The sequence below is a fragment of the Alphaproteobacteria bacterium PA2 genome, assembly GCA_002256425.1.
Taxonomy (GTDB): domain Bacteria; phylum Pseudomonadota; class Alphaproteobacteria; order Caulobacterales; family Caulobacteraceae; genus Phenylobacterium.
In genome coordinates, this window is the sequence record NKIZ01000001.1 from 3,326,639 (window position 1) to 3,340,557 (window position 13,919).

The 13,919-nt window shown below is 65.5% G+C and carries 19 protein-coding genes; 9 read left to right on the forward strand and 10 right to left on the reverse strand.

Translation table 11 applies throughout. The features are described from left to right. Window positions 1-11 precede the first annotated feature (11 nt). Window positions 12-524, reverse strand: coding sequence for a (2Fe-2S)-binding protein (locus CFE28_15930; protein OYU71349.1), 513 nt, complete (start codon window positions 522-524; stop codon window positions 12-14). Window positions 525-711: 187 nt separating this feature from the next. On the opposite strand from CFE28_15930, the gene CFE28_15935 reads away from it, so the two are divergent. The 3 genes from CFE28_15935 to CFE28_15945 are packed head-to-tail and all read left to right on the forward strand — an operon-like array spanning window position 712 to window position 2,436. Next, window positions 712-1,035: a hypothetical protein gene (locus CFE28_15935; GenBank protein OYU71350.1), complete on the forward strand. Its 324-nt coding sequence runs from the start codon at window positions 712-714 to the stop codon at window positions 1,033-1,035. A gap of 18 nt (window positions 1,036-1,053) precedes the next feature. Then, entirely contained in the window at window positions 1,054-1,956 is a 903-nt protein-coding gene (locus CFE28_15940; protein OYU71351.1) for a siroheme synthase, read from the forward strand. A 54-nt stretch (window positions 1,957-2,010) separates the two neighbouring features. After that, window positions 2,011-2,436 (forward strand): hypothetical protein, encoded by a 426-nt coding sequence (locus CFE28_15945; protein ID OYU71352.1) that lies wholly within the window; start codon window positions 2,011-2,013, stop codon window positions 2,434-2,436. On the opposite strand, the gene CFE28_15950 is transcribed toward CFE28_15945, so the two are convergent. From CFE28_15950 to cysQ, 4 genes are all read right to left on the reverse strand, one after another. Continuing rightward, window positions 2,430-4,103, reverse strand: a complete 1,674-nt coding sequence (locus CFE28_15950) for an MFS transporter (GenBank protein ID OYU71353.1) — start codon at window positions 4,101-4,103, stop codon at window positions 2,430-2,432. The genes CFE28_15945 and CFE28_15950 overlap by 7 nt on opposite strands. Before the next feature lie 80 nt (window positions 4,104-4,183). Next, window positions 4,184-5,374, reverse strand: coding sequence for an acyl-CoA dehydrogenase (locus CFE28_15955; GenBank protein ID OYU71354.1), 1,191 nt, complete (start codon window positions 5,372-5,374; stop codon window positions 4,184-4,186). A gap of 41 nt (window positions 5,375-5,415) precedes the next feature. Beyond that, window positions 5,416-6,204, reverse strand: coding sequence for a hypothetical protein (locus CFE28_15960; protein OYU71355.1), 789 nt, complete (start codon window positions 6,202-6,204; stop codon window positions 5,416-5,418). Window positions 6,205-6,521: 317 nt separating this feature from the next. After that, entirely contained in the window at window positions 6,522-7,292 is a 771-nt protein-coding gene (cysQ, locus tag CFE28_15965) for a 3'(2'),5'-bisphosphate nucleotidase (GenBank protein ID OYU71356.1), read from the reverse strand. A gap of 154 nt (window positions 7,293-7,446) precedes the next feature. Between cysQ and CFE28_15970 the strand changes: the two genes are divergently transcribed. The 4 genes from CFE28_15970 (at window position 7,447) to CFE28_15985 (ending at window position 9,799) form a co-directional block, all read left to right on the forward strand. Continuing rightward, window positions 7,447-8,133, forward strand: coding sequence for a histidine phosphotransferase (locus CFE28_15970; protein OYU71357.1), 687 nt, complete (start codon window positions 7,447-7,449; stop codon window positions 8,131-8,133). Between the two features lie 88 nt (window positions 8,134-8,221). Continuing rightward, window positions 8,222-8,587, forward strand: coding sequence for a two-component system response regulator (locus tag CFE28_15975; protein ID OYU71358.1), 366 nt, complete (start codon window positions 8,222-8,224; stop codon window positions 8,585-8,587). Beyond that, entirely contained in the window at window positions 8,584-9,414 is an 831-nt protein-coding gene (locus CFE28_15980) for a chemotaxis protein CheR (protein ID OYU71359.1), read from the forward strand. The genes CFE28_15975 and CFE28_15980 overlap by 4 nt, the downstream gene beginning before the upstream one ends. Before the next feature lie 61 nt (window positions 9,415-9,475). Then, complete coding sequence (locus tag CFE28_15985) at window positions 9,476-9,799, forward strand: hypothetical protein (GenBank protein OYU71360.1); 324 nt, start codon at window positions 9,476-9,478, stop codon at window positions 9,797-9,799. A 22-nt stretch (window positions 9,800-9,821) separates the two neighbouring features. Here CFE28_15985 and CFE28_15990 read toward each other — a convergent pair whose 3' ends face one another. The 3 genes from CFE28_15990 to CFE28_16000 form a co-directional block, all read right to left on the reverse strand. Beyond that, entirely contained in the window at window positions 9,822-10,022 is a 201-nt protein-coding gene (locus CFE28_15990) for a hypothetical protein (GenBank protein OYU71361.1), read from the reverse strand. 74 nt (window positions 10,023-10,096) lie between these two features. Next, window positions 10,097-10,495 (reverse strand): hypothetical protein, encoded by a 399-nt coding sequence (locus tag CFE28_15995; GenBank protein OYU71362.1) that lies wholly within the window; start codon window positions 10,493-10,495, stop codon window positions 10,097-10,099. Further along, window positions 10,492-10,803 carry a hypothetical protein gene (locus CFE28_16000; protein OYU71363.1) on the reverse strand — a complete coding sequence of 104 codons (312 nt, stop codon included), beginning with the start codon at window positions 10,801-10,803 and terminating at the stop codon, window positions 10,492-10,494. Before CFE28_16000 ends, CFE28_15995 begins: the two co-directional genes overlap by 4 nt. Window positions 10,804-10,987: 184 nt before the next feature. Here CFE28_16000 and CFE28_16005 point away from each other — a divergent pair, with 184 nt between their 5' ends. Further along, on the forward strand, window positions 10,988-12,406 hold the full coding sequence (locus CFE28_16005; protein OYU71364.1) for a hypothetical protein: 1,419 nt from the start codon (window positions 10,988-10,990) through the stop codon (window positions 12,404-12,406). Between the two features lie 58 nt (window positions 12,407-12,464). Then, complete coding sequence (locus CFE28_16010) at window positions 12,465-12,638, forward strand: hypothetical protein (protein ID OYU71365.1); 174 nt, start codon at window positions 12,465-12,467, stop codon at window positions 12,636-12,638. A gap of 12 nt (window positions 12,639-12,650) precedes the next feature. Here CFE28_16010 and CFE28_16015 read toward each other — a convergent pair whose 3' ends face one another. Further along, window positions 12,651-13,514 carry an alpha/beta hydrolase gene (locus CFE28_16015; protein OYU71366.1) on the reverse strand — a complete coding sequence of 288 codons (864 nt, stop codon included), beginning with the start codon at window positions 13,512-13,514 and terminating at the stop codon, window positions 12,651-12,653. Then, window positions 13,462-13,911, reverse strand: a complete 450-nt coding sequence (locus CFE28_16020; GenBank protein OYU71367.1) for a MarR family transcriptional regulator — start codon at window positions 13,909-13,911, stop codon at window positions 13,462-13,464. Before CFE28_16020 ends, CFE28_16015 begins: the two co-directional genes overlap by 53 nt. Window positions 13,912-13,919: the final 8 nt, after the last annotated feature.

Here is a 13,919-nt window from a genome sequence, read left to right on the forward strand (position 1 = left end):
GATGACCTCCCCTATGCCTTGGCGGTTTCAGCGGAGTCGCCCGAACCTGAAGGCGTCAGGCCGGCGGCGTCCTTGATGGCGGCGCGGATACGCTGATAGGCGCCGCAGCGGCAGATATTGCCATCCATGGCGGCGTCGATGTCGGCGTCGGAAGGCTTGGGATTGGTCGCCAGCAGAGCTGCGGCGCTCATGATCTGGCCCGACTGGCAGTATCCGCACTGGGGCACGTCGTGTTTCACCCAGGCCTGCTGCAGGGCGTGGCTTCCGCCGAGGCTCTCAATCGTGGCGATCTTGACCCCCGCCAGGCTGGCGATCGGGACCGAGCAGGAGCGGATCGGCGATCCGTCCGCCAGCACCGTGCAGGCGCCGCACTGGCCGATGCCGCAGCCATACTTGGAGCCGGTCAGGCCTGCTTCATCGCGCAGGACCCACAGCAGGGGGGTTTCCGGGCCGGCGCTGACCGCCACCGACTTTCCGTTGATATCGAGTGTCGTCGCCACAGCGTCATCCCTCCCGGATTCCATGGTTTGGGTAATCCTAACGGTGTTCAGTCCCAAAGGGCTAGGGGGCCGAAGGTGAAAATTCTGCGACGGGGCCGGGCTTTGTGACGTGCAGCAGGATTTTCCGTCGCCGATTCCGGTTCAGACGACTAGGTTGCCCGTCCCTTTCCCGCCGGAGTCCGCCATGTTGAAAGCCTTCGTTCCTGCATTCATGACCCTTCTGGTCCTGTCGACAGGCGCGGCGGCCGCCGATGGCCGCAAGATTTTCCAGCTTCAGTGCAGGACATGTCACCTGCCGAAAAGCGCCCTGGTCGGGCCCAGCCTGGTCGGCGTGGCCAACAGGCCGATTGCGGGCCTCTCAGACTATGCCTATTCCCCGGCGCTCAAGGGCAAGTCCGGAAACTGGACCGACGAGAACCTCGACGCCTATCTGGCCTCGCCCAGGAAGTTCGCTCCGGGCACCCGCATGCCGGGGAGTTGGCCCGTCGCCGCCGACCGCGCGGCTGTGATCGCCTATATGAAGACCCTGAACTGAAATCTGGAGCCTGGCCCCTTGGACGTCTTCCCCGCCTTCTTCCCGCTCAAGGGCGCTGTGGTCGTCATAGTGGGCGATGGCGAAGGCGCAGAGGCCAAGGCCAGGCTTCTGGAGGGATCGCCCGCTGAAATCCGGCGGGTTTCCGGCCAGGACGCCTTCCGGCCCGAAACCTATCAGGGCGCCCTGCTGGCCTTCATCGCCGACGGCGACGACAGCGACCTCAAGGCGGCGGCGGATCTGGCGCGGGCGGCCGGCGTTCTGGTCAATGTCACGGACCGCCCGGCCCTTTGCGACTTCACCACCCCGGCGGTGATCGACCGGGGCAGCGTAGTCGCCGCCGTTGGCACCGGCGGCGGCTCGCCGACCCTGGCCGCCCGCCTGCGCAATGACATCGAACAGAAGGTCCCGGAAGGCGCAGGCCGCGCGGCCGCCCTGCTGGCCAGCTTTCAGGGGCAGGTGAAGGCGCGCTTTCCCGATCTGGGCGAACGGCGCAGCTTCCTGCGCCAGGCCCTGGATGGTCCTGCGGTCAAGGCGGCCCTGGACGGGGACATGACCCTGGCCCGCACCCTCTTCGAGGCCCAACTCGCCGATCCCGGGGCGTCCCGGGCGGGCAAGGTCCAGATCATCCGCGCCGAGGGCCCTTCAGACATGCTGACCCTGCGCGCCGCGCGGGCCCTGTCTGCTGCAGATATTGTGGTCGCCGATCCCGACGCAGACCCGGGCGTCGTGGCCATGGTTCGCAGGGACGCCGAACGCTGCGATCCGGAGGCTTCTCCCCCCGACCGGATTGCCCGATGGACCGGAGCCGGCCAGACGGTCATCCGCCTGGTCTGCGGAGACCCGGAGACTGAAGTCAAAACGCTTGGAGCGGCGGGGATTGTCGTCGAAATCCTGCCTCATCCGATATTTTTACCCGGATAATATAGACAGGCTCCCGTAATGGGTTCATAGGGCCGGGATATCCGGAGCCCTGCAATGACCAACGCCGAAACCCTTCGCGCCTTTTTCGCTGACGTCTGGAATGGCGGCGATGTCGCGGCCTGCGACCGGTATCTGGCGCCGCAGTACGCGATACTGAGCGACCCGGGCGATCCGTGGGATGGCCAGATCCTGTCAGTGGAAGGGTTCAAGGCGCGGATGACCACCTCCCGCGCGCCGTTTCCAGAGCAGTGCTTTCACATCGAGACCCTGCTCGAAGCAGGTGACGACGTCATGGTCAGCTGGACCTGGACCGGAACCCACCTCGGCGATCTTCCGGGCTTCCCGGCCAGCGGCCGGGAATTCACCCTCAAGGGCATGACCCACTATGTCTTCGAGGCCGGCCGCATCCGGGGTCACTGGCAGGTGGTGGACCGCCTGGGTCTGGTGACCCAGCTCCAGGCGGCCAGCCGGGGTCAGTGAAGACTGCGGTTCTTGGTTTCCGGCAGGAAGAGCAGGCAGGTCACCACCGACAGGGCGGTGAAGGCGAAGGGGTACCAGAGGCCGGAATAGATATTGCCCACCGCCGCCACGATGGCGAAGGCGGTGAAGGGCACGAAGCCGCCGATCCAGCCCGTGCCGATGTGATAGGGCAGGGACATGGCCGTATAGCGGATGCGCGTGGGGAAGAGCTCCACCAGGCAGGCGGCGATCGGGCCGAACAGGGCCGTGGCGGCGATGACGAAGACGAAGAGGATGCCCCCCAGGCCCACAAAGTTGATCCGGGCCGGATCAGCCTTGGCCGGATAGCCTGCGGCCGCCAGGGCGGTCTTGATCTGACCTTCGACACGGGTCTTCAGGGCCTTGGCGTCAGCCTTGTCCAGACCCGCCGCCGACTGCGTCGCCACGGCGACGCCGCCGATCTTGACCAGGGCCGGAGCCCCCGCCGGGCCCTTTTCATTGTCATAGGACACCCCGGCATTGGCCAGGACGCTCTTGGCGATGTCGCAGGAGGTGACGAAACTGGCCTTGCCCACCGGATCGAACTGCAGGGAGCAGTCAACCGGATCAGCGACAACAACCACAGGCGTCCGGGCCTGGGCTTCGGCCAGGGCCGGATTGGCCATTTGGGTCATCATGTGGAAGCCGGGGAAATAGGCCACCAGCATCAGGGTCATGCCAAACAGCATGACCGGCTTGCGGCCCAGCCGGTCTGAAAGCGCACCGAACAGCACATAGAAGACGGCGCTGACCGCTGTGGCGGTCATCATCAACAGGTTGATGGTTTCCGGAGCCACCTTCAGGAACTTGTCCAGGAAGGTCTGGGTATAGAAGAAGGCCGTGTACCAGACCGCGCCCTGGGCAGACATGATGGCCACAAGGGCCAGCAGGACCACCTTGAGGTTCTTCCACTGGCCGAAGGCCTCGGTATAGGGCGCCGCAGAACCGCCGCCCTCAGCCTTCATCTGGGCGAAGGTCGGGCTCTCGGTGAGCTTCATACGCATGAAGATCGAGACCAGCAGCAGGCCAGCCGAAAACAGGAAGGGAATACGCCAGCCCCAGGCGTCAAAGGCGTCCGGACCGAAATAGTGCTTGGTCACCAGTCGGGTCAGCAGGATGACCAGCAGGGCGCCGAACAGGCCAAAGGCCGCAGAGGTCTGGATCCAGCTTGTGGAACGTCCGCGGGCGTTGGCCGGTGCGTGCTCGGCCACATAGATCGCAGCGCCCCCATACTCGCCGCCGAGGGCAAAGCCTTGAAGAATCCGCATGAGAACCAGAAGCGCCGGCGAAATGATCCCGGCCTGGGAATAGGTAGGCAGAAGGCCGATGGCGACCGTGGCGCCGCCCATCAGCATGACCGTCACCAGAAAGGCGCCCTTGCGGCCCGCCTTGTCGCCGATCCGTCCGAAGACCAGGGCGCCGATGGGTCGGAAGGCAAAGCCCGCGCCAAACAGGGCCAGGGCGGCGATATAGCCCGCCGTGTCCGTCAGGCCGGTGAAAAAGGTCTTGGATATGACCGTCGTCAGGCTGCCGAATACGAAGAAATCGTACCACTCGAAGGTGGTGCCGGCCGCGGAAGCGGCCACGACGGTGCGCAGGGACGCGCCTTGCGGGGCGGCTTCTTCCTGGTCTGTCGCGGTCGTCGTCATACTGTCCCCTCCCGGAATTTGGAGAAGGTCTAGCATTGGCGACGGGGCCGGCGAAAGGGCCGACCCCAATTCGCACTGGTCTAGAAGGCGTTTTCGCCGGTGATCGCCCGTCCCAGGATCAGGGCGTGGACGTCGTGAGCCCCTTCATAGGTGTTGACCGTCTCGAGGTTCGAGGCGTGGCGCATGACGTGATATTCGCCGCTGATGCCATTGCCGCCGTGGATGTCGCGGGCTTCCCGGGCGATGGCCAGGGCCTTGCCGCAATTGTTGCGCTTCATCAGGCTGATGGCTTCAGGCACCCAGGCGCCCTGGTCGATCAGGCGCCCGAGGGCGAGAGCGCCCTCATAGCCGAGGGCGATCTCGGTCTGCATGTCGGCCAGCTTCTTCTGGATCAGCTGACGGGCCGCCAGGGGCTTGCCGAACACCGAGCGGGTCTTGGTGTAGTCCCGGCTGGCGTGCAGGCAGAACTCGGCGGCGCCCATGGCGCCCCAGGCGATCCCGTAACGGGCCTTGTTGAGGCAGGAGAACGGGCCGCGCAGGCCCGAAACATTGGGCAGCATCTGGTTTTCCGGAACGAAGACCTCGTCCAGGGCGATCTCGCCGGTGATGGAGGCCCGCAGGGACAACTTGTTCTTGATCTGCGGGGTCTCGAAGCCCTTGGAGCCGCGATCCACCAGGAAGCCGCGGATCACGCCATCCAGCTTGGCCCAGACCAGGGCGACGTCGGAGATCGGCGAATTGGTGATCCACATCTTGGCGCCCGACAGGGTGTAGCCCCCGGGCGCCTTGCGGGCCGTGGTGCGCATGCTGGCAGGGTCAGAGCCGCCGTCCGCTTCGGTCAGGCCGAAGCAGCCGATGATCTCCCCCTTGGCCATGCCCGGCAGGTACTTCTTCTTCTGTTCCTCCGAGCCGAAGGCGTAGATCGGATACATGACCAGGGAGGACTGCACGCTCATGGCCGAGCGGTAGCCGCTGTCGATGGCCTCGATCTCCCGGGCGATCAGACCATAGGCCACGTGATTGACCCCGGCGCAGCCATACTCTTCCGGAAGCGTCGGGCCGAGGAAGCCCAGGGCGCCCATCTCGGTCATGATCTCGCGGTCGAACCGTTCCTCGGCAAAGGCAGACACCACCCGGGGCAGCAGCTGCTCACGGGAATAGGCCCGGGCCGCGTCCCAGATCATCCGTTCATCCTCAGAGAGGCGCGAGGCCATGTCGAGGGGATCGACCCAGTCAAAGGTCTTGGTGTCTTGGGCGCTGTCGAGGGCCATGGCCGTAACTCCTGAGGATTTCGGGGCCTTATGATCGCAAATCAGGTTCCCGTGTAGATGCCTTTGCGCTTCTCGCGGAAAGAAGCCGCAGATTCCTTCGAATCGTTCACGGCCCGGCGGGAGATTCCCAGGCCGACCGACTCATATTTCAGGGCTTGTTCAAGGTCGGCGTCCTGGTTGTTCTGCAGGACCTTCTTGGCCATGCGCACGGCCAGGGGCGGCCATTGGGTCATCTGCTGGGCATAGGCCACGGCCGCCTCGATCAGGTCGCCCTCCGCCAGCCGGTTGAGCAGGCCAAGGTCCAGGGCCTCCTGCGCCTCGACCATCCGGCTGGTGAAGATCAGGTCAGCGGCCTTGGCGTAGCCGACAATCCGCGGCAGCAGCCAGCTCATGCCCGAATCTGGCGACAGATTGCGCTCCACAAAAGTGGTCTTGAACCGGGCGGCGGCCGAACCGATCCGCACATCGCAGCCCAGGGCCGCGCTCATGCCCGCGCCGGCGCAGACCCCATTGATGGCGCCGATCAGCGGCTTGTCGAAATCGTGGAACAGCCGGGCCCAGGGGCCGACCCATCCCATCTCATCGAGCTTTGAATTCTGCCCCGACGGGGGCTCTGGCGGGACGCCGGTAAGGTCAGCCCCCGAGCAGAAGCCCCGCCCGGCGCCGGTCAAAATCACCGCGCGGACAGCGTCGTCCTCCCGGGCTTCGCCCAGGGCCGCGGCCAGGTCGCGCCGCAGGTCTTCATTGATGGCGTTGAGCTTGTCCGGTCGGTTGAGGGTGACGATCGCCACCGCATCGCGCTGTTCATAATTGACGGTTGTTCCGATCATCGCCACGTCCTCCCCAGGTGCGACCTGACCCTGAGGGGAGGCGGATTGGCGCGCAAGACCCCCCGCGACAATTCGACCGACTTGCGCGGGCCGCGAATTGTGGAACCGTCAGACCCTGACTTGCGTGTTTACCTCACACAACCGAGCCTTGGGGTCCCGCTCAAAATGTCCGTCCCGCCCAACGCCGCCGATCCAATGACACTGTTCCGGCCCCTGCTCTGGCTGGTTCTGGGCAGTTTTGTGCTGGGCGCCCTGGGGGCTGTGGTCTTCAAATCCACCCGGATGAGCGCGACCCACCGAACCCAGTCCGCAGAGATCTACGCCCCCCGGGCGATGAACCAGCCATTGCGGAATCCCTTGTCCGCCTTGCCGTAGACAAACTTGCTTCCGTCCTCTGCGACCAGGCTGCCGCCAGCCAGGACCAGAACCGCATGCCCAGCGGCGATGTCCCACTCCATGGTCGGTCCGTGGCGGGGATAGATGTCGGCTGAACCCTCGGCGAGGCGGCAGAACTTGATGGAGGAATCCATCGGCTGGGGCGTTGCAAAGCCGTACTTGTCGGCCAGGGCCTGAACCGTTTCCGGCTTCATGGTGTGGCTGACCAGGGCGATGGCCGCACCTTCGGGCCATGCACGGGCTGTGATTCGCACCGCCTCGCCGCCGCTTGCCCGCTTCCAGGCCCCGCCGCCGCCTGTGAACCAGGTCTCATCTGAGGCCGGGGCGGTAACTGCGCCGGCAATGGGCCGGCCATCCTCCACCAGGGCAATGTTCACGGTGAAGTTGGGATCGCCCCGGACGAAAGCCTTGGTCCCGTCCACCGGGTCCACCAGGAAGAACTGCCGGCCGATCGCGTCCGGCGTGCCGAACTCGCTGGCGTCCTCCTCCGAAATCACTGGCACCCCGGGAAAGGCGGCGCTGAGACGCTCAAGGATCAGGGCTTCGCCCTGACGGTCAGCTTCGGTCACCGGGCTCTCGTCGGCCTTGGTATGGACGGTCAGGCCCGATTTCCAGAGCGGCAGGACCAGACGCCCGGCTTCCTCGCAGATGTCTGCGAGGATCGGTCCCACATCGGTCAGATCGACAGGCATGAACGCTATCCCTCAGCTTCGCTAACGCAGCGCCGGAAGCGTCACATATAGCCGCACCGCCAGATCCGCGCCTCACAGGCGAGCCCCCGGCTTTCCCCGATCTAACCGCATGGGCGCGTTTGCCAAAGCGCCAAATCAGGTCAGATTCCACCCCATGACCGATGACGCCCTCCCAACCGAAGCTGCGCCGGACATTCCGGTTCTCCCGACGCCGAAGACCGCGGAGGTCGCCGCCTATCTGGCTGCGCGCATGTGTCATGACTTCATCAGTCCGGCCAGCGCCATAGTTTCGGGGCTCGACCTGCTCGATGACCCGACGGCCGAGGATATGCGCGACGACGCCATGAACCTGATCGCTGGATCAGCCCGCAAACTGGCGGACCTGCTCGCCTTCACCCGGGTGGCCTTTGGCGCCTCGGCCTCATCCGAAACCTTTGATCCCCGTGAGCTGAACAAGCTGGCTGCGGGACTATTCGCTCACATGCGGGCGGAGCTGGACTGGCAGGTCGAGGCCGCCACCCTCAACAAGCCGGCCGCACGCACCATAATGAACCTGGCCCAGTTGGCCGGCGCTGCCCTCCCCATGGGCGGAACAGCCAGCGTCCGGGCGGTGGAACAGGCCGGACAGCTGGTGATCGCGGTCGACGCCAGGGGCGCCAAGGCCCGGCTGCGCCCGGAAGTGGCCGCAGGCCTCGAGGGCAAGGCCATGGGCGATGGTCTGCACGGCCATTGGGTGCAGGCCTATTACATCCACCTGTTCACCCAGGACGCCGGTGGGAAGATCTTCTCCAAGGTCGAGGAAGAGGGCGTGGTCTTCGCCGCCACCCTACCCCTGGCCTAGGGTTTTGCTGAAACCGACAATTCGTCGGGCTCATACCTGTCCTTAACCATCGCCGTCCCAAAACGGAGCGTCTTGGAGGCGCTATTCCGTGAAGACCTGTTTGGTGGTCGATGACAGCCGGGTGATCCGCAAGGTGGCCCGCCGCATTCTGGAGGACATCGGCTTTGATATCGCCGAGGCGTCCGACGGAGCGGAGGCACTTGCCTGGTGCCGCTCGGCCATGCCGGAAGCCATACTGCTGGACTGGAACATGCCGGTGATGAACGGCATCGAGTTCCTGCGCCACCTTCGCCAGGAGCCGGGGGGCGACAAGCCCGCCGTCGTGTTCTGCACGGTGGAAACCGAGGTTGAAAAGATTCAGGAAGCCCTGGACGCCGGCGCCCGCGAATACATCATGAAACCCTTCGACAGCGACATCGTCGCCATGAAGTTCATCGAGGCGGGCCTCGCATGACACCGGCGGACTGCGAATGGGTGTCCGAGATCTGCGCCGCGCGGATCGGTCTTCGGGTTGACCCGGAAAAGACCTATCTGGTCGAGAGCAGGCTTGCCCCCGTGGCCCGCCGCGAGAGCTTTCCTTCGGTTGAAGACCTGGTCAATTCGGTAAGGGCCAGCGGTGATGACCGTCTGAGCTGGGCCGTGATCGAAGCCATGGCCGCCGGCGAATCAAGTTTCTTCCGCGACAGGACGCCGTTCCAGTGTTTCCGGAAGGAGATCCTTCCTGCCCTGTGTCATGTCCGTGGCGCCAATCCGCTGCGGGTGTGGAGCGCCGGCTGCGGCGCGGGCCAGGAAATCTACTCCCTGGCCATGATCGTCGATGAGGAATTCGCCCGGCTGCCAGCGGGAACCCAGATCCAGCTGTTCGGCTCCGACCTGTCCGATCGGGCCATGGAGAAGGCGCAGAGCGGCTTCTACACCCACTTCGAGGTCCAGCGGGGTCTGCCGATCCGCCAGCTGGTGCAGAACTTCCAGAAGGCCGACGACATGTGGGTTCTGAAGACCCACATCCGGCAGATGGTGCGCTGGCGTCGGTTGAACCTGATGGTGGACCAGGCTGCGGCAGGCGGGTTTGACGTCATTTTCTGCCGCAATGTCCTGGCCAATATGACCCCCGTCGCCCGGCAGAAGACCCTGGAAGGACTTGTCCACGCCCTGAGTTCGGACGGCTTCCTGTTCCTCGGCGAAGGGGAAAGCACCCAGGCCCTCGGCGGCGCCTTCCATGCCGTCGCAGATCGCCCCGGTCTCTACGCCCGCAATCCAGCCTTCCGGCTGGCGGCCTGATCTGAAGGGATTTGAGGTGGCCGCCCTGGCGCCGCCACATTCGGATCGCCATATTCAGGGTATGAATACGCGCCTGACCCGGAACGCCTTCCTTGCCGCCCTCACAGTTGGCCTGCTTGGGGCAAATGCCGCCCTGGCTCAGATCAAGCCGGTTGAGGGCCAGACGGTTCGCGCCGTTGACGGCGTCGTGCTCGGCCTGGTCACGCAGGTTGTCACCGACGCGGCCGGTCGCCCGACCCAGGTTCTGGTCCAGCCCAAGGGCGCCAGGACGGCGTCGCCGCACAGTCTGTCAGTCAAGAGTCTGACAGAATCTCCAGAGGGCCTGAAGGCGCCGATCACCAAGGCCGAGTTTGACGCCATGCCGGTGGTTGACCTGGAAAACTAGGCCAGGCCACCGGTCGCGCCAGCTATTTGACCGGCACGGCGCCTGGGGCGCTGCACTTGGTGAACTTGCCCTTGACGTCCTTGCACTTGGTCGGTTTGACCATGGGCGCAGCAGCGCACTTGATGAACTTGCCCTTGGCGTCGCGGCACTGGGCGGCCTCGGCGGAGAGGCTGACGCCTGAAAGCGCCAGGGCGAAGGCTGAAGCGAAAATGATGGAACGCATTGGAGTCTCCGGTTGGAGCGCCATGGATTTCACAGAACCGGCCGGAAAACCAGTGCGGCCAGAGGCCGGACGGCTCAGGGCTTGCGCGGGCTGGGTGGCTTTGCGGCCATGAAGGCCGCGACCAGTCCGGCCGTGATCTTCGGATTCCGGACAGCAACGACACCCGCAGCCACCAGGGCTGCCGCCGCGATGATCGGCTTGTCCCTGGCCAGGTCCACGAGCCGTGTGGTCAGGTCAACTTCTGGCGCAGGCTGACGTTTCGGCTTGGGATTGGCCGCCAGCAGGGCGGCGATCGCCACCAGCAGGAAGATGATCAGGGTCGCGCCAGCCACGCCCGCGGCCGCCAGGGAGGGCCCGACACTGGGCGCCAGGGCGGCGAACAGGGCGAAGGCCAGGGCGATGATGAACACCCCGGTGGCCGTCGCCAAGGCGGCGACGGCGCAGGCGATCAGGATAGCGCGCTTGACGATCAACGGCTCCGGCCGCCCGCCAGAAGCATGCCGATCAGCACACCGACGCCCAGGGCGGCGCCTGCCGCGGCCAGGGGACGCTCCTTGACCTTGCCGGACACATACTTCTGGGCTTCGTCCAGGTGCTCGGCCGTGGTGTCGGCATAGGTGCGGCTGTGGGCACGGATCTGCTCGACGCTTTCGGCGACGATCTTTTCGAAATGCTTTGCAGCTTCTGCAAAGCGGCGTTCAGCCTGTTGCGCCACATCGGAGGCGGTGTCGGCGACGGCCTCGACGGTTTCTTTTGCGGCGGCGGCGGCTTTGGCGGCCATGGTGACTCTCCAATTAGGGCTGATGCAGAACAGGCTTTTAAGAGATCGGGATGAGCATAGGCTTTATCAAGATGCTTACCGGTTTCTTGGTTCCCCGGAAAGGCGGCGAAATTTCGCCATTGGGGCGTTTTTCTCACGAAGGGCCGCTGTCATGGGCTCACAAGCTAAGGCATAAGATCAAGTCATGACCAAGACCTCGGCGGATCTCATCCTGGATCGCCAGCGACTCGACCTTGCCCTGACGGCGTCAGGCCTCGGCGAGTACGAATGGGATATGGTCGAACAGGTTTTCCGGATCAGCGCCCGGACGGCGGCGATCACCGGATGGTCCACGGAACCCCGCTCCACGGCGGATGAAAACCCGCTCTTTGAACTCCTGCATCCCGAAGACCGGGAGGCAAACCGCAAGATCATCACCGAGGCCATATCCCGGACAGGCGCCTTTGAGGCCGAGTACCGACTTCTACGCCCGGAAGCCGAGGGCGCAGTTTGGGTCCGGGCGACAGGGGTCCTGATCCGCAATGACGCCGGAAAGCCGATCGCCGTATGCGGCTTTGTTCGGGACATTTCCCGGGAGCGCATGATCGAGGACCAGAGGCGGACCCTGATGTCCGAACTGGACCACCGGGTGAAGAACGTCCTGGCGACGGTTCAGGCCCTGGCCCAGCAGACCGCCAAGCGCACCCGCTCCCTCGAGGGCTTCCTGTCCAATTTTGCGGGGCGCCTGAAATCCATGGCCGCCGCCAATGAGCTGCTGACCGCCGCCAGGTGGCGCGGCGCAGCGATTTCCCATTTGGCCGCCGCCGAACTGGGGGGGATAGCTCCTGGCCAGACGCGGGCCGATGGCCCCGAACTCTTCCTGACCCCCCGCGCCGCCAACGCCCTGGCCTTGGCCCTTCACGAGCTGGCGACCAATGCCCTGAAGTTCGGCGCCCTTTCAACCGAGCAGGGTCGCGTGGATCTGAAGTGGACCGAAACCCGCTCTGGCGGCTTCCGCCTGACCTGGACCGAGTCCGGCGGCCCCACCGTTCGCCAGCCTGAAAAGCTGGGCTTTGGTTCGACCCTCCTGGCCCAGGTGACCGGCCGTGAGCTGATGGGCGAGACCCATATCGAATACCGCCCCTCAGGGGTTCATGTGATCCTGACCGCCAGCGCCGCCTCCGTGGTCGGCCGGCCGGACTCGGTTCCGGCGGGCCCCAAGGCCGAGGACACCCCCAAAATTGATCCCCGCAGGATGACCCCCGGAGATCTCAAGGGCCGCAGGGTGCTGATCGTCGAGGACGCCGTCCTTCTGGCCCTGGAACTGGAAACCGGCCTGTCCGACGCCGGCGCCCATGTGATCGGCCCGGCCTATGAGCTTGAGGAAGCCCTGGCCCTGCTGGACCAGGAGATCGACGCCGCCGTGCTGGACGCCAACCTGAACGGAGAGTCTGTCATGCCCGTGGCCCAGGCCCTGGCTGAGCGGGGCGTGCCTTTCATCTTCGCCACAGGCTATGGCGACACCGGCGCCGCCCTGGCCGGCTTCAACGCCCCCATTGTCCGCAAGCCCTATGACGTGGGTCAGGTCGCGCAGGCTGTGACCGATCTGATGCAGGATTCCTGACGACCTTTCACCGGCCGCGGTTTCCTGCGACACTGTTCCGGCTCAGGAGGCGACTGCAATGTCTGACCCGACCGACGATCCCCCGGGCGAAACCCCGATGCAGAAGGCGCTGCGACTGAAGAAGGCCGCCGTCGACCAGCGTCCGAAACCGCCTCGCGGCGGACGCTTCCAGCGTGAACAGGCCGCCGCCCACGCCTCGGGCTCCAAGTCCAAGCCCTGGATGTCCCGCTGAACCCCAGGGGCTCTAGCCTCTGAGGAAGGCCTCGATGGCCGGCAGGGCGGCGCGGTCCTGCAGCATGAACATGTGGCCGCCCTTGAAGAACTGCAGGACCGACCCCGGAATCTGCATGGCGAGATTCAGCTGGCTCTGGGGCGGCGCGACCCCGTCGAATTTTCCGGCGGCCAGCATGACGGGAATGGCGATCTGCGGCAGGCGATCCCAGACATCGTGGTCAGCCCGCGCCTCAAGCTGACGATGGGCGCCAATGGCCCGGTTCGGCTCGTCGGCATGGGGATCGGGCGCTGAGGACAGGGCCAGGGCCCTGGCGAAGGCTTCCGGATTGGCCGCCGCCCATTCGGGGGTCATGCGGGTGTCGCTGAAGGGCATGAGATGCCGGGCGCGGGCCTCGCCCTTCAGGTGCTCGATCTCGTGGAAGGGGAAGGACGACCCGCCCGCCCCGCCCGGCGAGGTGCAGCCCAGCACAAGCCGGCTGACCTTCTCAGGATGTCGCAGGACAAGCTCCTGGGCCACCATGCCGCCGAATGAAACGCCGATCACCTTTGCGTCGGGCCAGCCCAGATGGTCCATCAGTCCGGCGGCGTCGTCGGCATAGTCGGCCATGGTGTAGCGGATGTCCGGCTTGTCGGACTGACCCAGGCCCCGCTGGTCATAGGAGACCATGTCGAAGCCGCCAGCCAGGGGGCCGTCCATCTGGTTGGGCTTGTTGCGCAGGTCGGCGCCCGTGCCGGAAATGAACAGCAGCCGTTCTCCGGCTCCCGCACGTTCATAGTGGAGGTTCAGGCCATTGACCTTGGCTGTGGGCATGGCGGTTGTCCTATCTGTCCTGGGCCATGATGGCGAGCAGCCGCAGAAGCTGGCCGCGGTCATCTTCGGTGAGACGCTCAAGCAGGGCTCGGGAATTTCCCAATTGGGCCTCGCGCAGTCGGGCGATCAGGGCGACGCCCTCGTCAGTCAGCCTGACCCCCATCACCCTGCGGTCCCGCTCGAGGCGGGTCCTGGCCACCAGGCCACGGGCCTCCAGCCGGTCCAGGGCGGAGGACACGGTCGAGTCCGCTGCGCCAAGGGTCTGGGCGAGGGTACGCACCGTCCAGTCGTCAGCCTCGGTCAGGACATTGAGCAGGCCGGCGTCATTGGCGTGCAGGTCGGCATAGACGCTGGAGGCCAGGAGACCTGGCTCAAGCTTGAACCGCCGCATGAGGACGCTCAGCAGGGCCGCCAGGGTATGGGCCTGTCCATCGTCCACGGGATTTTGATCACGAGTCATGACGGGTG